General features: G+C 45.9%; 18 protein-coding genes. 6 read left to right on the forward strand and 12 right to left on the reverse strand.

Annotation, left to right across the window (positions count from 1 at the left end):
• Window positions 1-299: 299 nt before the first annotated feature.
• The 6 genes from JGK36_RS04490 to JGK36_RS04515 all read right to left on the reverse strand — a co-directional run bounded on the left by JGK36_RS04490 (window position 300) and on the right by JGK36_RS04515 (window position 6850).
• Complete coding sequence (locus JGK36_RS04490; protein ID WP_293191620.1) at window positions 300-869, reverse strand: MarR family winged helix-turn-helix transcriptional regulator; 570 nt, start codon at window positions 867-869, stop codon at window positions 300-302.
• A gap of 1162 nt (window positions 870-2031) precedes the next feature.
• A complete protein-coding gene (locus JGK36_RS04495) occupies window positions 2032-2289 on the reverse strand; it encodes a hypothetical protein (RefSeq protein WP_293185797.1) in 258 nt (85 codons plus the stop codon).
• A gap of 31 nt (window positions 2290-2320) precedes the next feature.
• Window positions 2321-2650, reverse strand: a complete 330-nt coding sequence (locus JGK36_RS04500) for a hypothetical protein (protein WP_293185799.1) — start codon at window positions 2648-2650, stop codon at window positions 2321-2323.
• Between the two features lie 102 nt (window positions 2651-2752).
• Entirely contained in the window at window positions 2753-5215 is a 2463-nt protein-coding gene (locus JGK36_RS04505; RefSeq protein ID WP_293196329.1) for a CHASE2 domain-containing protein, read from the reverse strand.
• Between the two features lie 29 nt (window positions 5216-5244).
• Entirely contained in the window at window positions 5245-6174 is a 930-nt protein-coding gene (locus tag JGK36_RS04510) for a DUF1822 family protein (protein ID WP_293185802.1), read from the reverse strand.
• Window positions 6175-6205: 31 nt separating this feature from the next.
• Entirely contained in the window at window positions 6206-6850 is a 645-nt protein-coding gene (locus JGK36_RS04515; RefSeq protein ID WP_293196331.1) for a hypothetical protein, read from the reverse strand.
• A 230-nt stretch (window positions 6851-7080) separates the two neighbouring features.
• On the opposite strand from JGK36_RS04515, the gene JGK36_RS04520 reads away from it, so the two are divergent.
• Window positions 7081-7302 (forward strand): hypothetical protein, encoded by a 222-nt coding sequence (locus JGK36_RS04520; RefSeq protein WP_293196333.1) that lies wholly within the window; start codon window positions 7081-7083, stop codon window positions 7300-7302.
• 56 nt (window positions 7303-7358) lie between these two features.
• Window positions 7359-8783, forward strand: a complete 1425-nt coding sequence (locus tag JGK36_RS04525; RefSeq protein WP_293196335.1) for a CHAT domain-containing protein — start codon at window positions 7359-7361, stop codon at window positions 8781-8783.
• Between the two features lie 509 nt (window positions 8784-9292).
• Here the strand turns inward: JGK36_RS04525 and JGK36_RS04530 are convergent.
• Window positions 9293-9550 (reverse strand): hypothetical protein, encoded by a 258-nt coding sequence (locus JGK36_RS04530; RefSeq protein ID WP_293185809.1) that lies wholly within the window; start codon window positions 9548-9550, stop codon window positions 9293-9295.
• 660 nt (window positions 9551-10210) lie between these two features.
• Here JGK36_RS04530 and JGK36_RS04535 point away from each other — a divergent pair.
• On the forward strand, window positions 10211-12292 hold the full coding sequence (locus tag JGK36_RS04535) for a hypothetical protein (protein WP_293196337.1): 2082 nt from the start codon (window positions 10211-10213) through the stop codon (window positions 12290-12292).
• Between the two features lie 304 nt (window positions 12293-12596).
• Here JGK36_RS04535 and JGK36_RS04540 read toward each other — a convergent pair whose 3' ends face one another.
• Together JGK36_RS04540 and JGK36_RS04545 are read right to left on the reverse strand one after the other, a co-directional pair.
• Complete coding sequence (locus tag JGK36_RS04540; protein WP_293185812.1) at window positions 12597-13544, reverse strand: hypothetical protein; 948 nt, start codon at window positions 13542-13544, stop codon at window positions 12597-12599.
• Window positions 13545-13549: 5 nt separating this feature from the next.
• Window positions 13550-15172: a glycosyltransferase family 39 protein gene (locus JGK36_RS04545; protein ID WP_293185814.1), complete on the reverse strand. Its 1623-nt coding sequence runs from the start codon at window positions 15170-15172 to the stop codon at window positions 13550-13552.
• Window positions 15173-15317: 145 nt separating this feature from the next.
• Here JGK36_RS04545 and JGK36_RS04550 point away from each other — a divergent pair, with 145 nt between their 5' ends.
• Complete coding sequence (locus JGK36_RS04550) at window positions 15318-15440, forward strand: hypothetical protein (RefSeq protein WP_293191610.1); 123 nt, start codon at window positions 15318-15320, stop codon at window positions 15438-15440.
• Between the two features lie 827 nt (window positions 15441-16267).
• On the forward strand, window positions 16268-18280 hold the full coding sequence (locus JGK36_RS04555; protein ID WP_293190610.1) for an iron uptake porin: 2013 nt from the start codon (window positions 16268-16270) through the stop codon (window positions 18278-18280).
• Between the two features lie 340 nt (window positions 18281-18620).
• Here the strand turns inward: JGK36_RS04555 and JGK36_RS04560 are convergent, their stop codons facing one another.
• Genes JGK36_RS04560 through JGK36_RS04570 form a run of 3 tightly spaced genes read right to left on the reverse strand, consistent with a single transcriptional unit; the run spans window position 18621 to window position 21792 of the window.
• Window positions 18621-19871: an FIST N-terminal domain-containing protein gene (locus JGK36_RS04560; protein WP_293196339.1), complete on the reverse strand. Its 1251-nt coding sequence runs from the start codon at window positions 19869-19871 to the stop codon at window positions 18621-18623.
• A gap of 56 nt (window positions 19872-19927) precedes the next feature.
• Window positions 19928-21202: a transposase gene (locus tag JGK36_RS04565; RefSeq protein ID WP_293183007.1), complete on the reverse strand. Its 1275-nt coding sequence runs from the start codon at window positions 21200-21202 to the stop codon at window positions 19928-19930.
• Window positions 21193-21792: an IS607 family transposase gene (locus JGK36_RS04570; RefSeq protein WP_293183009.1), complete on the reverse strand. Its 600-nt coding sequence runs from the start codon at window positions 21790-21792 to the stop codon at window positions 21193-21195. The genes JGK36_RS04565 and JGK36_RS04570 overlap by 10 nt, the downstream gene beginning before the upstream one ends.
• 500 nt (window positions 21793-22292) lie before the next feature.
• Here JGK36_RS04570 and JGK36_RS04575 point away from each other — a divergent pair, with 500 nt between their 5' ends.
• On the forward strand, window positions 22293-22529 hold the full coding sequence (locus tag JGK36_RS04575; protein ID WP_293151347.1) for a Calvin cycle protein CP12: 237 nt from the start codon (window positions 22293-22295) through the stop codon (window positions 22527-22529).
• Window positions 22530-22710: the final 181 nt, after the last annotated feature.

The following is a 22710-nucleotide window of genomic DNA, read 5'->3' on the forward strand; positions in this document are numbered from 1 at the left end:
CAACGAGCAAACATTGCTTAAGTTATTAAATTGTTATTCCTAATCAAGGTACGTAGTTGGGCTTAAGCCCTCTTTAGGCCTATGGATAAAGAGGGCCCAAGCCCAACTACGTACCTAATTTTTGTGATGACTATAAAACCACGCTGCTTCTTAACGAGGATGCGAGGGGGATATCCAAGTATAAGGAGTGTTAAATGAACCGTATTGGGCTATAGGTCAAAAAAAGCTGTAGGGTGCGGACTACGTACCCTACAACCTATATGTCACAGATTAAACAGTAAATAGATGTATATGAGGTTTTACCGATCGTTAGATTTGCCGTCAAACACCTCTCTGAGTAACGTCAATCCTGCTAAAACGCTCTCCATCTGCTCCTCAGACAAATCCTCGAACATTGGCGAAATATTGCTACAGGTGAGCGCTTGAATTTCTTCGAGCCTCGCACGACCAGTTTCTGTCAGTTTCAGCACCACCGCTCGCCGTTCCTGAGGATGTTCTTTGCGGTCTACAAATTTTTCCTGAACCAAGCGCTCGCAAATTGCAGAAGCAGTCGGTCGAGTTACCCCCAAATAATCTGCTAACTTGGATAAAGAAGAACCTGGATAGCGGTAAAGAAACATGAGACTGCGAAACTGAGATATCGATAAAAAGGGTTCTCCTTGATTTCGCATTTGGGCTCGAATCGACCCCACAATCAGCGGAATGATTTCCACTACTGCCGCAGCGCAGCTATCGGGGGTTATTCCTGTAGAGGATTGTTCCAAATTCATCTTTCTTCCCCCTGAAAAATCTCCACCATTGCTGTACTCAGCAAGGTGGCGTGAGCAAAAGGGATGCTCGGTTGGTGCAGCATACAAATCAAATTTCATGTTTGAGTAAAAAAACCTTGGCGTCAACAGAGGCTTTCTGTGAAGCTCCTGCACTTGCTCGGAGGGTGCTTCAGTGACTTATTTAGGTTTTTAGTTTACTTTTCCCAGGGGGGTGTAAGTAAGTATAGGCGACTCGGGCATTTAATTATGGACGGATCGCTAATTTGCTTTATAGACAGTACAGGTATTCGCTCTGCACCGCAATTGCAGTAATACTAACTGTTAGCTATTCTAACAGTTTAGAATTAATTTGTTTGGCTAAATTTGTCAATTTATATGAAAATCGTGTGTAAATTTGGAAATTCAATCTGTTTATCAATCCCTGACTTGAATTTACTGCAATTAACTGCCACACGCGGCTATTTTCATTGAGGGAGCTGGAAATGTTGTTTTTAATTTGGCATCGATTCTGTTTGGGTTGTCGATAGCTAACATTGGCGATCGACCGCATAGTGTAAAATTATTTATCTAATTAAGTATTATTACATATAAATTAGGAAAAGTGAGTTATATATATCACAGTTAGTTGCTCGATCGGAAAAAGTACCATAAATTTTGGAGTTTTTAACTGCCGATGGCTCGCGGGCGACACGCCCGTGCCACAATTAACAAAGATGAGTATAAAAAAAACTGAGAAATTTGGTTTGATTGGTAGCCTTAACACTATTTTCGTAATCCGTACAAGTACCTATCAGATCGAAAATTGTTGGTGCGATCGCAAATCAAGTCAACAGCAAAGGAATGAGAATTAAATAACTTATTGATGGTTCTTGTGGGATGGGCGTCCCGCCCGTCCCACTTTCAAGAGTGTAAATTATTTACTTTGCGATCCAAAACTGAAATATACCGCCGCCAACTTGTCGCCACCCAAAATATCGACTTAGCCGAACTCTACCACGAGGCTTGCCATACTTTGCTCCCAGTGATAGCGCTAGTTAAATTTGATTGTTGCAACTTAATTCACAACCTAAAGACATAGGACATAAAAAGCAATTATTGAAAAATTTACGGTGAGAGTTCGATCTCAATCCCGAATTTCCGCTGCTTCAGGTTCAACTGTATTGATTGTTAGATTTATTTTTGGGTTGGAGTCTTTAAAAATATGCCACAGGATTTGATCGAGGGTGTTGAAATCAAGGCGGGATTTGCGATCGCAGGGGAATCAATTGCCGCTATTTCTCAAAATAAGCTGCCGTTGTAATTGCTCAACTAGAGCGTCGGTACAAATGTTGGGCTTGAATCCTTTGGAAGGTGGAGTGCTGGAATTTTGAAGAGTTTTTTTGGGAGATGGCTCTGGCTCGGGTTTTGGTTCGTAGGTGTCTAATATTGCGCTGAGTTTTTGGATTTTCTCCCATAGCTCTACTATCAAGGCTTCTTTTGCCTCGCTCGATAGTTGTTTTAAGTCGGGGAGTTTTTCCATTCCTTTATCTAATGTCTATCTTGTCTTCTTGTTAAAGGGGTTGAGCAATTACCTTATTGGTTCTTTTGCATGATTTAGAAGGGTCGAGTCCACCAGGTTTGGTATTAGAATCGGGAGGTGTGTTAGGTGTTTTTGATACTTTCGATCCGGCCCCGGGTTTCGTGTTTTTGTCTGGTGGTGTGATTGGTGTTTTTATATCCGGCTTTCTCTGGGGTTTGGCGTTTTGTGCGATCGCAATTCGATGATTTTTGACCAAATTATTTTCTACTACAGTAGCTGGATGTGCCGGATTTGCCAGCGCTGACGCAGAATCGATCGCCAAAATTAAACCCAAAACTAACTGCAATTGCATTTTACACATAAAAGCTCTCTTCTCTCCCAGTCCCTCTGAGTTCGGAATTTGCTTGTATAGATGCGGTTTCAACCGCCGACATTTCTCCGAAATTTCAGCCGCCGAGGCTAATTAAGATCGATCGTACACAAACAAGATACCACCCGTCGCAACTAAAGCCACAACCGCCGGAACCAAAGGCATCCAGCCACCGAAAGTCAAAATTACCAAAGAACCTTGGTACAGCACACAGATCATAGCACCGCTAGCGATCGCCAACACCAAGAGCGATCGACCCCGCCAAACCAACAGCCCGCCCGTCACAGCCACCAACCACACAAAAACAGCATCTCCCCACTGTATCCCTTGCAATTGCGGCAAAACCCACAAAAGCGGCCTTTTATCAATTACAGCGCTGAGGATTTGACTCACCATGTGAGCGTGAATCCAAACTCCCGACATTTTACCGTAAGGAGTATCAGAATCCTCCCTCGAAACCTCCGAAGTGTGACCAATTAGGACAATTTTACCCTTGACTAAATCAGAGTTTATTTTCCCTTCCAATACTTCTTGAAGCGTCACTTTAAAAGCTGGCTTGGGGTTGGCGCGGTAGTTGAGCAAAACTTGACTTACTAGCGCCTTTAAATCTTGATAACCTCCTGTACGAGTAGCCAATCTTTTGAATGTAACATCAGCGATTCGCCACTCTTGATTGTTACTTATCTGTGATTTTATTCCTTGATTTTCCAAAAAACGCAAAGCTAACAGAAAGCTGAAGCTAGTGGGAATTTTACACTTGTTAGTAAAACTAGAAACATTTGGTTTATAGGAAAGAGATTGACGGCGAATACTGCTACCTTTTTCATGGCGCAATTCATCCGGAGTCAAATCGCTAAAACCAAGTTGATTGGTTAATTTAGCCTTAGACAATTCTGGCGGCGGATCGTAATTTATATCATTGGAACCATAACTGCATACAGTAATAATATTAGGATTGCTATCAAATAGGGAAATTAAATTTTTTCTTCCTGGCTCCCTTGCCACATTTCGGTGCATATTCAAACCAATTGCTATAGGTTTAAACTGCTGCAATTTGTCCATCGCCTTTGCTAAAGTAGCATCCGTTTGGGGATAGCCGTACTTCTCGGCATCCTTGTTTGTCACTTCCACAACCAGCAACCGATTGTCGATTAATTCCGGTTCGCGCTGGCTCATTAGTCGATCGAGCATTGACAGTTCCAGCGCCTCCATAACCCCCAGAGAGCGCGTTCCCATCACAGCCAGGGTACAGCCCGCACTCGCCAAAATCACCGACTTCAAACGCGAAAAAACATTAACCGGCGGTCTTTTCCCAGACGTGGGAAGCAAAGTCAAATCCTGGGCCACAGCAGGCGAATCCGGCGCCAGCAAAAAATCGTTCCAAACCGCAGGCTTCGCTGCCGGATGCTGCCAAATTACAGGCAACCAACTAGCACAAGGAAAATCCTTTTCCCAAGTCTCCAACCGCCGCCGTGCTTCCCCCGCTGCTGCATACAAAGACTTGCCATCCACAAACTCTTTAAGAAAACACTTTAAAAATTCTTGAGCCACAAAATCCGGCACAAACTCCCGCATTAAAATCATTTGCGGAATCATCTGAAAATCATCTAAATTTCTAGCCAAACCCAACCCATCGCAACAGTTAAAAATTGCAAGTTGCAAACCATTTTTTACCGCTTTCCTCAAGCCGCACCACAACTCATTAATTGTCAAAAAATCAGTTTGATTGATATATATTTTTCCAATATCGTCCTCAGTTTCCCCGTGTCCTGCAAAAAATATAATATCCCAAGATTGCTCCCAAAGTTCGTCGTTAATTTCGTCCTGTTTCGGTTCCACTAGAAACCTCACCTCAGCATTGGGAGACAAATTCTCCAAAATTTTCCTATCTTGCGTGATATCAATCCCAGCGCTGTTTCCCAGAATTGCTAAAATCCTTACCTTAGACTTGCGGATAGGTTGTCCAGGATTTTCCAGTGTTACATAGTTTAATTTACTCAGCGAAGGTTCGGCTTTCGGAAATCTTTCAAACAAATCCCACTGATTCCAAGGCAGTTTGTGCAAGTGTTTGTCATTTGTGCAAATCAGCACCCTTGCCTCTTCATCTGGATTTAAATTGTCCCCAATTATTCTATCTACCCTGGCAAATTCAGGAGACTTGAGCCAATCATTCAGCATCAACACAAGTTTTTTCCCAGACTCTTTGCAATCATTCACAGGACTTCTTGCATTAATCTTTTTCGGTTTTATCCGACGAAAAGACAATCCTTTAGCCACCGTCGATTTCACAGCAGTATTTTTTTTGGCATCTTTGTGCAAAAAAGGGTAAATTAAATGCACTAAATTTTCCTGGTGATGCCGGGAATTTGTTCCCATAGCTCGATATTTTTCCCGCCAATGTTCTTCTTCAAAAGCTGCTATTTGCGGGTTGGCTGGCAATGTTTTACTTTCCGTAAAGTCCGTAGAGGGAAATTGATTATTTTTCCCAATTTTTATGGTGCAGCGAAAACCTTCTTCGCAATCTCCGTCTAATTTCAAAACAATTAACTTATCCACAATTCACACCCCCTCTTGATAAGTGACAATTAGATCAAAAAATTTTCAGTCACGCTGAAATCGCCCAAAGCCAACTTGACACTAAAATGCTCTCCCGGTTCTCCGCTTAACTCAAAGAGCAAATTTTCTGTTTTATTTGCCCTAGCTTGCATCAGAGGTTCACCTTCATCATCCAGCACCATCAACTGCAAATCGTTGGGCAAGTTAGTTTGACCGTTTGTGGGATAAACCTCTACCGAAATATCGATATCTGGTTCATCGGTTGTCATCAATTCCACAAATAAAGCTACTTGCTCTTTTCCCCACTCTAAGTTGAGTAATTTGCCTCGCTTGACTGGTACGCGTACATCTGCTGAAGCACTTTTTTCGACTACTTGGGGACTTCGGAAAGCAAACTGCAATTCTGGTTTTGACTCGAACAGTGTTTGGGCTGTATGCCAACCGCTACCGACAATATTGTGCAACCACTGACTGAGATTTACAGGCTTGAGCTCGTCTAAGTATTCTAGCAGGTTGTCGATCGACTCCAACTCGCTAAGTGGAACTTTTTCTCGATCGCCATTTTTGACAAATCCCAGCAACTTCACCTCTTCGAGAGATTGGCCGATCTCTACAGCAACATAACCGATTCTGTCCGATCGCACTTCTGCCGGAATCGAGACACCTTCTTCACCAGGGCTTACCCAACGGCATTCCAGCTTCCCAATACCTTTTACCTCCAAATCTGCAATATCCATAAATTTCTGGATCACAGGATTCCAAATATTGCTGGCGCCCAAATCAGTGTCTATTTCCATGCACTGAAAGTACAAATCGACTGCGTGCACCGCCAAAGCATTGAGATAAACCTGTTTGGCTTTTTTGGGGTCACTTTGTTGCTGTGCAAGGGTTTGAGCGCTGCGGTAGGCTGCTGGGGCGATCGGTATTGTCAAAACTAAATCAACTTCTGTGTTATTCATGATCCATCTCTGTGTTTTGGTTTTTAATGTCCTACAAGTATTCTCGGAATCTGGGCGTGAATTTCTCCAAAGATCTCTGGTAAAAACTGCTCAGAGTAGAAACACTTACTCCTAACTCTTCGGATATCTGCTGCAAACTTGCATCTTCTATCACTCTCTTGATCAGCAACACTTTAAAATTGACATTGGGATGCTTTTTACTCACTTCGTTTTCAAAGACATTGCCGGGATCTTCTAAAATCATATCAATTAGATCCGCTCCAACTTGACAAGATTCATGTTGAACCTGCTGCTTTTCCATTTGATTGAAAACGGGTTCCATATCTCCGTAGTATACAGTTTGTAAATCTTTCCTACCTATCACTTTAGGGGTGGTTTCTTGAAAACATTTAACTATCAAGAAGTTTACCCATTGGCTGACCTCTTTTTCAGGTCGGTAGTTGTGAATTTCCCGGGAAATGCGAAACATCAGTTCCTGTTTGGCTTCCAGCAAAATTTCCTGATAAATTGCGTAGGAAAAATTCTTATTCTGCGGACAGTTAATGATTTTATATTTTTCAATTTCCATCACTAATCTGGTCACAGCTTTCTGTCGCCCTAAAGTTTTAGGCTGGTGATTTTTGGCAGCTATGGCTAGCTGTTTGAGCCGATCGTCAATTTCGTCCTTAGTAGGCATCTCTTGTTCCAAGGTTACTCAGAAAAATAGTCTCCAACCAGCTATGCAGGCCGCCGGGTTGAGCGAATGCTCCCAGAGCGACTGGTGCGCCGGCTGTCGGAGCCGCCATATCCCCTGCAATGCCTTCTATTTGCCTATCTGTCGGGATCTGCGATTTTTATGCAAAACTTCTGCATAATTTACAAAACTTTACATAATTCGCGAATTTCTGGGCCCAGGGGCGGTCGTTGGTGCGCCAGGAATCAGGCGGTGCGGGCTGTTGGGGCGATCGCAAATGTTTGGGGTTTGTGTGGAATGCTATAATCGCGATCGCCAGCAGAGTTAATTATTTACAGGAAGCGCGATCGGCAACCGAGCAGGACGATCGCACTCCGAACCAACGGTTTTTACGATCCAGAGTGGTGCAGCAGTCAAATAAGCCGTTATTATTGTTTCAAAAAATTCGATTTTAACCATCATTCCCAATTCTTTAATCGCAAATCGAAAATGGTCTAACCGCCCCAAAACCATGCACTACCAATCCCAGCAGCACCGTCAAAAACACGCAACTCAGAAAAAAATCAAAAGAGCTATTTTTTACTGTTTGACAGCCATACTTTTCTGCTGGAGCACCGCGAACCTCGCTACCATTGCCCAAAAGCCAGAACCAGGCGGACTTAACGGGCAAGAAATGAGACAAATTCTCGATCGCGGAAACCTCACCGAAGCCGTCACCAGAATCGAAAAAGACTGGGAAGAAGACTATCAAAAATACTTTGAACAAGACTTTGCCGCCCGCGAAAAAACCGCCCAATCAATATCAAAAACTCTTTCCCGCCTAGCAGTTCAAACTAAGAAAAAACCAGCTTTAATTTACGCTATCCCGCGCACAGACCAACTAGAACTAATCTTAATATTGCCCGATCGACCGCCAATTAACCGCAGCGTCCCCTCAGCCCAAAAAGACAAACTGGTGCCAGTCGTCCAAGCATTTACCAGCGAAATCACCAAAGTAGCACAAATTAATACTACCAGCTATCTAGAATCAGCTCAACAACTTTATCAATGGATAATTGCACCGCTAGAAGCAGACTTGAAAATAGCAAAAATTGACACCTTGCTGTTCTGCGTCGGCGAAGGTTTGCGAACGGTACCCCTAGCAGCAATGCACGACGGAAAGCAATTTTTGATCGAAAAATACAGTATGTCGCGGATTCCGGCATTCAAGCTGATAGACATCAATTACGCCGATCTCAGAAACTCCCACGTCCTAGCAATGGGAGCAGAAAATTTCTCAGAAACCGCGAACAAACAACCGCTACCGGCTGTTCCGTTAGAATTAAGTGCGATCGCCCGACAGTGGCCAGGTCAATCCTTTATCAACGAAGATTTTACCATCGTTAACTTGCAATCGCAGCGACTGCAACAAAGATACGGCATCATCCACCTGGCGACTCACGCGGAATTCCGCCCCGGAAGCCCAGATAACTCCTACATTCAATTTTGGGATAACCAACTCAGATTATCTCAAATGAGAGATTTGAAATGGAACAATCCGCCACTGGAACTGTTAGTATTGAGCGCCTGTAGAACTGCCTCGGGAGACAAAGAAGCAGAACTCGGATTTGGCGGCTTAGCGTTGCAATCGGGAGCAAAATCTGCCCTCGCCAGTTTGTGGTATGTGTCAGATGCGGGGACTCTGGCGCTGATGACAGAGTTTTACCAGCAGTTAAAAATTAGCAGCAAACCTCAAGATCCTCCAATCATTAAAGCTGAAGCTCTCAGACAAGCACAAATTGCTGCGATTAAAGGTAAAGTCACCATCGAAAATGGGCAACTGCGAAGTTCTAGGGGAGAAACTCCGTTGCCGCCGTCTATCCCCAAACTTGAGAGCAAAAATTTATCGCATCCTTATTATTGGGCCGCTTTTAGTACGATCGGCAGTCCTTGGTAATTGTCGGGGAGAAACAGGTAAGATGCCTGTTCCACTATGGGGGAGAAACAGTTATAGCGGATCTAGCTCTCATATGAGGTACGTTGTTGGGCTTGAGCCCTCTTAGTTGAAGGGTTATGTAAGCTGTCAGTCATACCTCATCTTTTTGAGAAAGGCTATAAATCAATACGGTTTACTTAAGATAGTCATTGCGTAATTGTGGGAAGAAACAGGCAAGATGCCTGTTCCACTATTGGGAAGAAACAGGCAAGATGCCTGTTCCACAATTGAGGGAGAAACAGGCAAGATGTCTGTTACACAATTGGGTTTATTTAAAATATTGTGGGGTGGGCTTCTAGCCCGCACAAAAAGTTAAATCTTTTGGGCCGCAATTGAGGGATAAACAGGCAAGATGCCTGTGCCACAATTGGGGGATAAACAGGCAAGATGCCTGTTTCACAATTGGGTTTATTTAAAATATTGTGGGGTGGGCTTCTAGCCCGCACAAAAAGATGAAGCCCGCCCAATTTCTAGACTTTGCCCGATCGCTTAATCAGTACACTAATCACTTGTCCTGGTTTTGACCCTCGCTGCGGAGGACTCCAATCGCCGACGGCTGCAAATCCCAGCCGGTACAACGTGTGGATGGTTTCTAAAACGGCTTTGTGGGAACCGAAAACGGTTATCTGCAAGACTTCCTGTTCCGATTCAAAGTCGTCATTTGGACGATCCTCTTCGAGGGCTTCGCTAACGGACGAGTTATCGTCAGGCAAAAATTCCTGTGACATAATATGGTCTCCTAGTTTTTGGTTTTTCTGGTGAGGAAAACCCAAAAACCCAGCCGCCCCGCATACTAACAAAAGGCAGGGCGGCGACAGAGAATGTTATCCTCGATTAGCCTCCATACTGCTCATCCCAGTTTGGCGGTTAGCTGTCCTTAGCTGTTACAGCAGCTTTGGACAGTGCAACTAGATTTTCGGGCGACGCTGGCTGCTTCCTCTTCGAGCAAAGCAACCTTAATTTCACAGCGTAGCGGCTTGTGGGGCCGCCGTCAATGAATTTTAGATTTTAGATTTTAGATTTTAGATTTTAGATTGAAGAATGGCTCTGTTTGGTAAGTCGATCGCTTTTGGATGGCGATAATTGTACGGAACGATATAGCAACCGCCACTACCGATATTGAGATAAATATATAGAATAGAATCGATATATGCTAGGACTCTTTAGCATAAACAGTTTGATGCTCGTACTATGTAACTGTCAGCGGTCAACTGTCAGCGGTCAACTGTCAACTGTCAACTGTCAACTGTCAACTGTCCATCGAGCCTCTTGACCGATCGAGGTGATAGGCTATAAAACATAAAGTAATTCAATATCTGTAGCTGTCGCTCAACCAACCACCACCAACCTGTGACAAATCAAGCGGGAGCCTTCAAGGGGAAACAAAAATGAAAAAATTAGAATTTTTACTACAGAAAGAAGGCGATCGCGCCTGGTTGCCCCTAGAAACCCCCGACGTGGAAATTCTAGAAGGCAAATATCGCGTCGTGGCGCGCATTCAGCACCCCAACACCGACATCGAAATTCGCATCATCCATACATCCTTCGACGAAACGGCCCCCCAGCGGAAAGTCCAAAGCAGATCGGCCCGCACCAACCCCGAAGGATTAGTCGTGATTATTCCCTACACCCGTCTCAAACCCGGAATGTGGGAACTCTCCTGCTTACCAGATTCCAAATCAGAACCAGCAAAATCTTGGCAGTATGGCGTGCAATTAGAAGTATTGCCCGCAGAATCGGAAACTTCCGAACCCCTACCCGCGATCGACTCCTCCGAAGCCGCCGCTTTCCCCTCAGCTTCACAAAACGCAGCAGCAGTCGATCGGACACCAACCCAAATCCCAGCCCCACCTCCACCTCCACCGCAGCCGACCAAAATCTACCAATTCCCCCTTCCCCAAACGCCTCAGCCGCCGAACCCCCCAGTCAAACTCGAACTTGAACTCGTACTCGATCGAGAAACCTTCATCACCCAACTCGGCCGCCCCTTAATCATTTCCGGCAAAATCGACATTCCCCAACCACCTCAAAAAACCAGAAGAACACCACCTCCCATCCCCGAATCGCAACTTCAAGAACTCCAAAAACTCATCGGTTCAGCACAACTGCAAATTTACCTGCGAGACCCCCAAACCTCACAAATACTCGCCCAAATCGAGCAGCCGATGCCAGAACAAGCTCCTCCCTGCATCTTTGCCTGCGTTACCTACATCCCACCCGACTGCAAAAGTCGCCTAATTTTAGGAGAAGCAATTCTTAGCAGCGGCGATGTAACTTTAGCCACCAAACTATTTACAATTACAGCCGGTTTAGAACACCTGCTAGAAGCAATTAAAGACGATTTCATCGAAGAAAAACATCAAGCCGAACCCTCTGCAACAGCAGTCAGACCACCTCGGAAAGAAGTACATCCATCCTTCCTCCGGGTAGCACAAAAAAGCTTAGATCTGCCATCTCCCGCAGAAGTCGCCATCAATGAATCTTTAAGCAATGAATCCCTACCCCCTCAACTAAATTCCCGCCAGACTCCAAGTGCGGGCGGCCTAGAATTGCCGGCATTCGGTAACAAACTGCCCGACAGCAGCCGATCGCAATTGCTCTCAGAAATCACCAATTCGTCTAGAACATCCGCCGGGGCGATCGACCAACCAACCAAACCCTCAGACATCGCAACTACCCCAGAAAAGGCCGAAGTTCGGGCGATCGACCAAAAACCCCAAAACACTCCCGAACCAGAAACACCAGCCCCAGAACCTACGCCACCCCCCTCACAAAAGGCATTTCAAACCTTAAACGTCCAAAATAGATTTTGGTCGCGACTGAGTTCCCTAGCCAGCACCGGCGAATCCCCCGAATGGCTGAAAGCAACCAGCCTGTCGCCAACTCCAAAAGCCACCCCCAATACCAGCGAAGCCATAACAGTCGTCGAAGAAAGCAGCCCAACTAAAGTGCAACCAGCAATCAGGGAAACCATTTCCCAACCGCAACCTACTGGCCCGGAAGCGAGAGAATTTGTGGTGTTTGACGAGCCCCCGCAGCCGAAACAAGTTGCTCAAAAAACCACCAAAGTAGAAGCAGAAGCAACTCCACCAACTCCCTACGTTTTGTCAGAAGACGAGTCAGTACCGATGCCCATCCTGGAATTGCCGCGCGCCCAAATCCTTGCAGGCCAGGCTGTAATAGTGAAAGTGCAACTACCGGAATTAATGCCGCGGATTTATGTAAAAGTTTGGGTATTCGATCGGCAAACCTACCTAATTCTCGACGGGCCGCGCTGGATTACCGAATTTACAGCTACCGGGTTGGGAAATATGCGAGCTAGTATCGAGTTAGAGATTCCCTACGGCTGCATGGAAATTGAATTTGAGGCGATCGCCGTCGAAATGCAAACTCAGCGGGAAAGTCACAAAGTCAGCGTTCACCGCCAAGTTTTACCGCCAGCCGCGCCCACTTTGCCTCTGGAAGGTTAAATTGTCGCTCGCTCGCTCGATGAATAATATTCACATTTAATAACCACAATCAAATTGGTTCGTAGTGAGGACTTTAGTCCTTCTTTCCCTCGGACTAAAGTCCTCACTACAAACTAATTAGATTATCGGTAATAGACCTCTTGCAAAAATCGGAAAACACCCTGAAATTATCTGCGTTAATCTGTGTTTATCTGTCTGAAATCTGCGGTTGAAGGATCGATCGAAGACTTATGCAAGAGGTCTAATCTACCGGACATAATATAAGGACTAAAGTCCTTACTACAAACTTAATTGTGGTATTTTTTCAAGTCGATCGCACTAACTGCCGAAACTTCTTCTTAAACTTATTCTTATACACATAGATCGATCGCTGAAAATCCTCAACTTGCAGCGACATCTCCGCAGCCAAACCCGTGCGATTCCAAGCATCCTCCTGACACTTGCGGCGGCAAAAATTCATCGGTTCCGAGTAAACCTTAGATGTCGATAAAGTCGGCTTCGGCCCGCACCAGTGAATCACAGTCGCCGACTCGCGATCGCCCGCAGGCCCGTTTTCTGCCACCGGAAACCGCTTTCTCAGCAAATCCTGGTCAAAATCCGGCACCAACAACTGCATATCCACATTCTGCACCCGCAGTCGATTTTCCCCGGCCGCCCGGAAAATCATAAAGTTCAAAAACCCCATTTCTCCGTACTTAAATATCCCCGGATTAGCCTCCGTAAAATCTAAAATTTCTATGTATTCTTCCAAGCTAAAAATACCGCGTTTAGCAAAAAAAGTACCCGTGCAGAAATAGTTCGATCGCGATTCCGACCACCGAAACTTCGGGAAATGCTTTTCAACGCCCGGAATATCAAAGAAAAACTCCGAAACATCTGCATCCGAGTAATCGTAACAAGGCTTATCTATCGTAAAATCAAATTCTTTAAAATTAGCCAATTTCAGAACATCGCCCCAGACGATCGTATCGGCATCCAAAACCATAAAATTCGACCAAGGGCTTTCCCAGAAAGCAATCATTTTAGTTTTACCCCACCCAAAACTTCTTTTCCTGAGAACCTCTTGGGAAACGTTTGTGCGATCGATAACTCGCACCCCGTAAGACTTTTCCAAAGCACTCACAGAAAACGTACCATCAATCAACAAACAAATCGGTACATCTCCCAGGAAATATCGAATGCTAGCACAGCAACCCTTAGCAAACAGATAATCCTGGTCGCAGCAGGCAATAATAATACCAAAATCTTCCATAACTCTCACTCTTTTTCTAACTTGCCAACCCACAACATTTGGATTGTTTGTTTTTTCGGCACATCTATTTTCGAGTTGTGCATTTTTGCCAGCTTAGCACTAAAATTCTGCGTTCGCCCGTAAACAAAAACATCGCTAAAACCGCTGGGAATTTTGGGTATCGCGGGTGGGTCTAGCAACTGAGCTTGACGGCGCCCTTCCTGGTCAAGCAACACCAATTGCCACATCACTTTCGGCTCTAACAAATGACTCATTGACAGTATATTTCCCAGAGTGACTTCCGAGATATCACTGACAACCAGCGGCTTAGGAGCGCGATCGATCCTCCGAGCAATTACGGGATTTTCCCGGCCCAATTCCTTAGTCCACCAAGTCTCGGCTTGAGAACTAACAATATTCGACAGCACAGAGCCCGTTAGCAGTACAACTGTCAGAACTTTCCACATCTGCCGTTTCCAGCTTGGCACGCCCAGCGCGCTAATTTTAGTCGCTAACAGGTAAGCAACAGATATTTGCATCGCCAAATAAGTCGGAAATAGATAGCGAGGTTTAGTCGATCGGATTCCTCCCAATATAACATCTGGTAGCATCACTGCCACTGCTGTCACCGCCATCAACACCAGCAAAAACAGCCAAACCTGTTTCTTTGTCTCACAACACAGAAAATAAACCGCATAACTTACGATTGCCAATAAAATCAAAGTCGCTGCCATCAACCCAATCAAATTTATTGATGTAGCCTGAGAATTTAGCCCAAAATCCCAAAAAACACGACCGATATTCCCGCTCCAATTATTAATCAAAGATAGCAAATTACTGTCTCCATTCGCCCAAAGAGTCGCCTCTTTTGCTGCCTTTTTGTTTATTACTAGAATCACCATCCAAGGCAGAAAAGCTACCAAAGACAAGCCAATTGCCATCACGTAATTAACTACCTTGCGATTCAACCTATAACCTTGCATTCCCCATACATAAATTCCGTGTCCCAAAGCGACTAACAGGCTAAACAAGTGTGTGTAAAATCCCAGAATAGTTGCTACTGCATAAATACTCCAACTTAGCTTAGTTTGAAGCCGCATTGCTCTCAGCAGAGACGCACAAGAAACTAAAATCAGCACCGGCCACAAGCTGTAGGGACGAGCTTCTTGAGCGTAAAGCACGTGCAAGGGAGAAACTGCTAGCAATCCCACGGCTATCCACGCCACTTCTGGTGCTGGAAACAATTCTCGGCACAGCCAGTACAGAGCGGGAAATGCTAACAAACTCACCCAAACTGAGAAACTTCTCGTCGATAAAGGAGAATCACCGAATAGTTTTCCCCAATACTTGACTGCCAGAAAATATAGAGGCGGCAGTTGAGGTTCTTCAATGGCAATACCTTTAACTGTATCGCCAAAATTTTTTGCGGGATTGGAGCGCTGATATTTCATCAAATCTTGTGCGCCGACTAACTGAACGCTGCTTATTTCATGCAGCACTTCTGTTTGCGTGTATCCCGAAATCCGCAGGGAAGTAAATACTTCATCATACCAATAAAACTTTGTGTCGATGTTGGTGAATCGAAAAAACAATCCTAATATCAATAAGATAACTACTAAGAAGCCCAGTTTGCTTTTAATCAAAGTCATAGATGGAAGGTGGCAAAAAAGATAGATGCTGCGCCTCAATGTAACATACCAGAGCGAGGTTAAGTGCATTGCCACATCTACAGGTTCTTCGATCGCCCTCTAATAATTTGTGGCATTTATTTATTGTGTTAGTAGCGAATGAGGAATGTCCTGGAGGCACTCCTTGCTCTCATACACCGTTTTTTTTACTGCGATCGATCGCATCAAAGCAAGTATTTTCGTCCATTTGACCGGGTTGATCCGTCCAGGAATGGTGAAGGCTCAATAGCTCCTTGTTCGGTAGCATAAATCACATACAAAAGGTGATTTGAAAGACATCGGCTGTGCCAAAAAAATAACTGGCTGTAAAACTCCTTCGCAGCGAGGGAACAAAACTTTAATTTTAGGTCACAGACATTCAGTCTGCTGCCACTGTCAAACTACAAAAAAATTGTGTTAAAATAGTGGCAAATTCAAGTCGCCGAACGGGGCATCTCAAAAATGCCGATCGCGCTGGCAAGTCTCGACTGGTGGGCGCATCAGAACACCCAAATTGGTCAAGACTGGAATTTTGCCCCCACGGGTGCATCTAGCAGCGTTTAACCTTCCGTTCCCCACTGCTGGCGGAAAAATAACCCCGTCCGGGCCGCGAGGTTTAAAGTTAGGTTAAAAAGCTTGACATAATAGGATCGAAAGCTGTATAAGGAATGCGACAAGCAGCCCTAATCCTACCTATAAGTGTGTGTTAACTCAGACATAAGCAAGGACTATCAGTATTTGTCAGTTTGAGGCGATTGTGGTCTAACCCATACCACTGGTTGTCGATCGCCCTTTGGGAGAAAGCAACTCAAGCAAGTCTGGCGATCGACAGATGAAATTAGCAACTGATGGTATAATCAAGCGTAGTGTAATGTGGGCTTGACCTAAATTGGGGTCTGGGCTGTAAAAAGGGCCAGCCTTCTACGTTCAAGCAGGAACTAGACACGCCTACTGTGCATCAACAGTTATGGATAGGTTCTATTTTTTTGGCAGTTATTGTCAACAGGCAAGGAACCACAAAAAGTATCAGTTGGGAATTGCCGATCGAGTTGAATAGAGTGTGAAGGTGTGAGGAAAATGAACAGAACTTTTTGGAATTTACTTCTAGTATCCCCGGCAATTCTGGGGCTATCATCAGTCGTCAGTACCGCTGCGATCGCTACTGAAGCGACCGCAACCGCTGAAGCCAACCAGGTAGCAACAGCACAGCCATCTGAGTCAAAAATTGTAGAACCAGTTGCAGCAACCCCTGCTGCCCCAGAAAAGCTGGCTTTAAACAGCATCGCTCCGGCGGCAGAAACCCCGATCGCCAACTCCGCAGACGCCGAAAAACTGGCAGCAATCGCACCAGAAACCAGCGCCACAGAACTGCAAACAGCAGCGATCGACATCAATACAGCAGCACCCATCGCCCCCGCCACCACAGCGGCAGCGATCGCTCCCCTACCTGCTGTCACCACAGCCCAACCATTGCCCCAAGCCTCAGACTTGGCAGTGGAAAGCACCCCGACAGCAACCGCCAAAACTGAAGTGCCAGCAATTGCTAGCACCCCAGCCGCCAAGGTAGAAATTGCTCAAACAGCACCCGCAGGCATGGGTGGCCCGATCGTCCCAGCAGCACCCCAAGCCCTCCCCGCCGAACCATCTGGAGCCATGTCCCAAGTGACATCGGTCTCTCAGCTCTCCGACGTGCGGCCGACAGATTGGGCATTCCAAGCCCTGCAATCGCTAGTCGAACGCTACGGTTGTATCGTAGGCTATCCCGACGGCACCTACCGCGGCAACCGCGCCCTGACTCGCTACGAATTTGCAGCCGGCGTCAACGCTTGCTTAGACCAAGTAACCAAGCAAATTAGCTCGGCAACATCGACCTTCGTCACCAAAGACGACTTAGCCATCCTGCAACGCCTGCAAGAAGAATTTGCAGCCGAACTCGCTACCCTGCGCGGACGAGTAGACGGTCTGGAAGCTCGCACCGCAGAACTCGAAGCCAACCAGTTCTCCACCACAACCAAACTGGCAGGAGAAGCCATTTTTCTCGCCAGCGACAGCTTCGGAGATGGTATCGGCCTGCGCGACGACAAAACTTCCACCACCCTCGGCTACCGGGTGCGGTTGAACTTCAACACCAGCTTCACCGGCAAAGACTTGCTCAGAACCCGCTTGCAAGCTAGAAACGTCGCCAACTACGGTGCAGCCACTGCCACTGGTACAAACATGGCTCGCGTCGCCCTCACCGGCGAAGACGGCAGCCAATTCTCCCTCGATCAATTGTGGTATCGCTTCCCAGCAGGCAACGCTACAGTCTGGTTCGGGCCGAAAGGACTGAGGCTCGATGACGTTGCCGAACTGACTACTCCCTTAGAAAGTCCTAGTAGCGGCGCTATCTCCGCGTTTGGACGTTACAACCCAGCAGTGTTCCGCGGCCCCGAAGGAGCAGGTGCTGCTATCAAATACAACTTTGGCGCCGTGAGAGCCACAGTCGCCTATCTTGCCTCCGACGGCGATGCTCCCAACCCAGCTAATGGCCGGGGCGTTTTCGACGGTTCTTTCAGCGCTTTGGGTCAGCTCAACTTCTCCCTAAGCAAATTTATTGACATTGGTGCAACTTACAACCGGAAATACAATCGGGGTGGCGATGTTGCGATCATGGGCGGCACAGGCAGTGCCTTGGCTAACCGTCCCTTCGGTCAAATATCGACTGCATCAGATAACTTTGGGGTACAACTTAACCTCAAACCCAGCCCGCGCTTCCAGTTGGGTGGTTGGTACGGTTACACCAAGGCTCACCAAGAACGTGGCGCAGATCGAGACGCTACTATTCAGAATGGTGCTCTTTTCTTGGCCCTGCCAGATTTTGGCAAGCCTGGAAACCTCCTCGGTTTTATTGCCGGTGTACCGCCAAAAGTTACTGAGAGCGATGTCAGAAGAGATCGCGACACCTCTTATCACTTAGAGGGTTTCTATCGCTTCCAAGTTAATGACTTTATTTCGGTGACACCCGGCGTTTACGTGATTCTGAATCCGGAACACAACAAAAACAACGAAGATATCTGGGTAGGAGTCCTGCGGACAACCTTTAGTTTCTAAGGTTTCCGGATATCTAGTTAAAGCTAAAAGCGGCAGGTGACTGCCGCTTTTATTTTTTGGTCAAAAGCAACGGAGGAGACGGCAGTGCCGTTTCCCTACCGAAAATAATATTGTAGGGAAACGGCACTGCCGTCTCCTAATTTTGGCTACTAATAATTCCGATGCCACCGGATTTGATATCAATTTCGATGCCATCGGAATGACAAGCGAGGAGACGGCAGTGCCGTTTCCCTACTGAAAATAATATTGTAGGGAAACGGCACTGCCGTCTCCTAATTTTGGCTAATAATTCCGATGCCACCGGATTTGAGATGATATCAACCATCAACAGTCAACAAAATTAGGAATTTTGGCGGCAAATCCCGAATACGGAGGTGTAACCGTGCAGAAATGTGCTGCCCCCGACAGGGCCGATTTCGCCGTTGCAGAAAAAGCCGCTCAAGGGGATGTTTTTGAGGTATCTGCCGAACAGTCGCGAGTCAAAGTTCGATTGACCGTAAAGCCCTTCCCCGCGCCCCAGACAGGAGAACATCAAGGCGCCGGCACTGGATGTACCCCTGTCCTCGGCCGATCGCTGATGCCGATCGAGCAGCATTTCTAGATCTTCTGCGGAGGTGCGGGCGTCCCGCAGGTGAAATTGGATGCGCTGTCCGGGACGGACTCGATCGCCGATCGCAATTGCCCCCACTTTCGGATCTACACCCAACAAATTGCGGATTAAAAAATCCCCAGGCTCTAATGTCATCTTGAATTCATCGCTGACTAAGCCGACAAATAACGAGTGCTGCGCTAATTCTCTGTCTGCTTCGCTCAAAGTTTGAACTAACTCTCGCAGGGCGTCTAAGGGCGATCGCTCGATGCCCCTGCTGCCCATATCGTCGGTTTGTTCTTCGAGTTTCAGCAAAATATTGCGCTCTCCTTCCGTCACCCGATAAGGATGCCCGATCGGTCTACAGCCTTGCGCGACGATCGTTTCCAGAACTATATTCCCGCTCAAAGCCACTCCCACCGTCCCTTCTCGGTACAACTGATAGTCGCAAAACAGCGCCGCACCTCTGCCCGCACCGTCCCCGCCGGCCAGTCCTCCTACCTTCGGCGCGCCCGGATAGGCATAATCGAGTCCTTGGAGCAAATCGTTAATTTGTGAGGAAAATGGGTCTGCCAAGATGATAAACTGCGGTTCTTCCTGGGCAGGCACACCCAAGACATTCACCCAAGTATCCGGGGGGCTGTCCAAGTCCGGCAGTTCTTCTGCACCGACGTGAAAAGTTCTGACGTTTACTCCAGGTAAGCGGGCTAAACTCAGGCTGACTGCGGGAGAACCCTCTACTTCTTCGGTGAGCCCGCCCCGGTTCGTGCCGATGACTCCTCCCCCGCCGCAGCCCAAAATCGCGGGCACGGGCAGCAATTCTCGCAGTAAAGGCATCAGCCGAGAATACTCGCTAGCAAAGGCAGATGAGATAAAGATCAGGGCTAAATCTGCCGGGCCTTGTAATTCGCGATCGGCTTGTTCTACAACTTCTTTCAGGGCTGATTCTAAAGACGGACGGGTTGATAAAGCACTGACCCATTGCATTTGGTTTTCGTACATAAGGCAAACTTCTCTATAAAAACTATTTCTATAGCTTGTAAAAGTATAGTCATTTATTACATGACACAGGAGGCATGAAGTCCCTCCCCCTTCTTTCTTACTTCGAGCGGATTGACCCGCCTCGGCTGAGCTACGCAGATCCCTATCCCATTGCTAAAAGCATTTGGGATTGCTTTTCTCATGATATTGTAAGACCCATTAACATCGGCATTAATTAATTGACCGCTCGATGTTTTGTACAATCCTCTCTTAATTCGTTTGCCACTAAACTTGACATCCTGGGCGCTATTCTGACCGTAAACAGAAATCGGGTCTAAAGAAATAAAACTGGAGACAGAAGTATATGATTCTTCCTGTAACATCACTCTTATCCCAACTAATGCAGCCTTATATTCCAACATCTCAATCAATCGATCATGAGGAATTGTGACGAAGTTCTGATTAGTTTTTTTCCCCAAATTTATCTCGTTTTTCCATTGTACATTTTTGCCAATTACCAGAGTCCCAATCTTGAGTTCTCTTAAAAGATTGATAATGTCACGACTGGCATGGTGCAAGTAATTATCGATTTTCTGGTTTCGACAACGAGTCAAGCGCTGAATTCTACGCGATGTTTGGCGCAGACCTTTCAATCGAGACTGTATATGTGCCTTACGTTTGTTGTAGAATTGATTAATTGATTTCAGTGGTCGCCCGTTAATCAGTAAAGGGACAAACCCCGGCTGATTTGAAGTTAGCGCTCCTAAATTATTCAATCCTAAATCTATACTAGCTACTGATTCTTTCTGATTTGCATCACTGGTGGACTCCGGCTCATCGTGAATTACCTCAATCGCATAAGAATCACACTTGGAAACTAACCTAACTTGACATATTTTCTCTGGTTTTACCTGAGTTTTAATTGAGATATCAGTCCCTGAAATTTTGATAATTCCTTTCGGTAATTGCTTACTACTAATCGCCTGAATTGTGTATACAACAAGGTTTCGCCCTTTGACTTTATCTTTATACTTAGGTAGTTTTGGGCATCCCGTGAATTTTGTGGGCTGCATTTTATAAGCTTTAACGGTTGCAAAAAAACCTTGCCAATTCTTGTCCAATATCATCAAGATTTGTTGGCTTACTTTCGCTGGCAATGCTTTGTATGCTGGATGAGATTTCATCAACTGAGCCATTTTGTTGTAGTTGAGATACCCCCATCCGTATACAAAGTTTTGGCGGATAACGTAGTTGGCAGCATTGTAGAGATTTTTTGATTTAAAGGCTAACCGATCGATAGTGGCGAAACGATGTTCTGTGGATTTAATGATATGTCTCTCTGCTAATTGCATTCAGACTCTCCATTTTTTAACTCGGCAATGATTCTCTCCGTTTTTCGTGCTCCCAGGCGTTGTCCGTAAAGTCGAGCAGCAAAACTTGTGACAACAGCCACTAAGTCTTGCATTAATTCATCTCGCCCATTGTCGGCTAAATTGACAATTTCTAGCTTAACTCCTGATCTTAGTAGAAGTATGTCTAGATAATGTGTGCCAAATCTAGCTAGACGGTCTTTATGTTCAATTAAAAGAATATTGTAGTCATCTTGTTGGAGTAAAGCTTCTAGTTGTTTTCTGTTGTCATTTAATCCGCTGCCAATTTCTTTGACATTTCTGACGATTTGATAACCGTTGGCTATCGCATATTCGGTTAATCGAAGTGATTGGCGGTTGAGATTTTCCTTGTTTTCAGAAGACGAGACTCGGCTGTAAATTGCAACTCGATTTTGTTTCAACTCCGAACGTGGTTTTTGTGGCGAATAGTCAACTATAATTAAACCGCTTTCTGTTTGCCGTGCCGGATGTGGTAGCTTGCCAGTCTTCCACCACCGCCAAGCTGTTGTATAACTGATGCCTATTGCTTTTGCGTAATCGGGTAGTTTCATTTTGCCCTCCTGACTATATGGTACTACTATTGCTTACTGTTGCTTATAGTTTTAATAAAGTTTTACAATACTTAGGCTAACCGGAACAGGCCACTGACGGGACGGTTTTATGGGGCGATCGATTCCCCTCGCAGTCCGCGATCGTGTTAACATAAGTTAACATGAGTCTCGACTCAATCTGTTTAGTGTTAAAAGCCGTGTTCAGCAAAATCTTAAAAGATAAAGCTCAATACAGTTTGACACACCAACTTCGTGTAGTGTTTTCATAAAAAGTCAGGTCAGCTCAACCTGCATTCATGCCTGTGGACTAGAACCCGCCGACGGGATCTGGGCAAAGCAGGAAGTAAAGACGGCGGCCGCGATCGCAGTTAGGGATGGTTTCTATCTGGGCTGCCACAGCAGCACATCTCAAGCTAGTATTAGTTGAGATCGCCAGACAGAAACGGCAAGTCAAACACAAGCTAACATCCAAAAAGAAAACCTTTCATACCAACAAGTTTATGACAACAACACCCGCAGGCAACATCGAAGAAAAAATTGAAGAAGAACTAGAAAGCGCTCGTACCGTCTGTGACTTGAAGGGCGCCACTTCCGGGGAATGTGCAGCAGCGTGGGACGCAGTTGAAGAACTGCAAGCTGAAGCTTCCCACCAAAAGCAAGTCAAACCTAAGAATTCTTTTGAAAAGTATTGCGATGACAATCCTGACGCTGCTGAGTGCCGCATCTACGACGAATAAACGAGCAACTTAGTTTTCTCCCTTCGATCCCGCGCCGAAATTAACTTTTGGCGCGGGATTTTTTGATCGGTTTATGAAGCAACTAAGGAATGAGAATTAAATAACTTACAATTTTTTTTATTGTTCTTGTGGGATGGGCGTCCCGCCCGTCCTTTCTGGACGGGCGGGACGCCCATCCCAC

It is taken from the genome of Microcoleus sp. PH2017_35_SFW_U_B, from assembly GCF_020737865.1.
Classification (GTDB): Bacteria; Cyanobacteriota; Cyanobacteriia; order Cyanobacteriales; family Microcoleaceae; genus Microcoleus.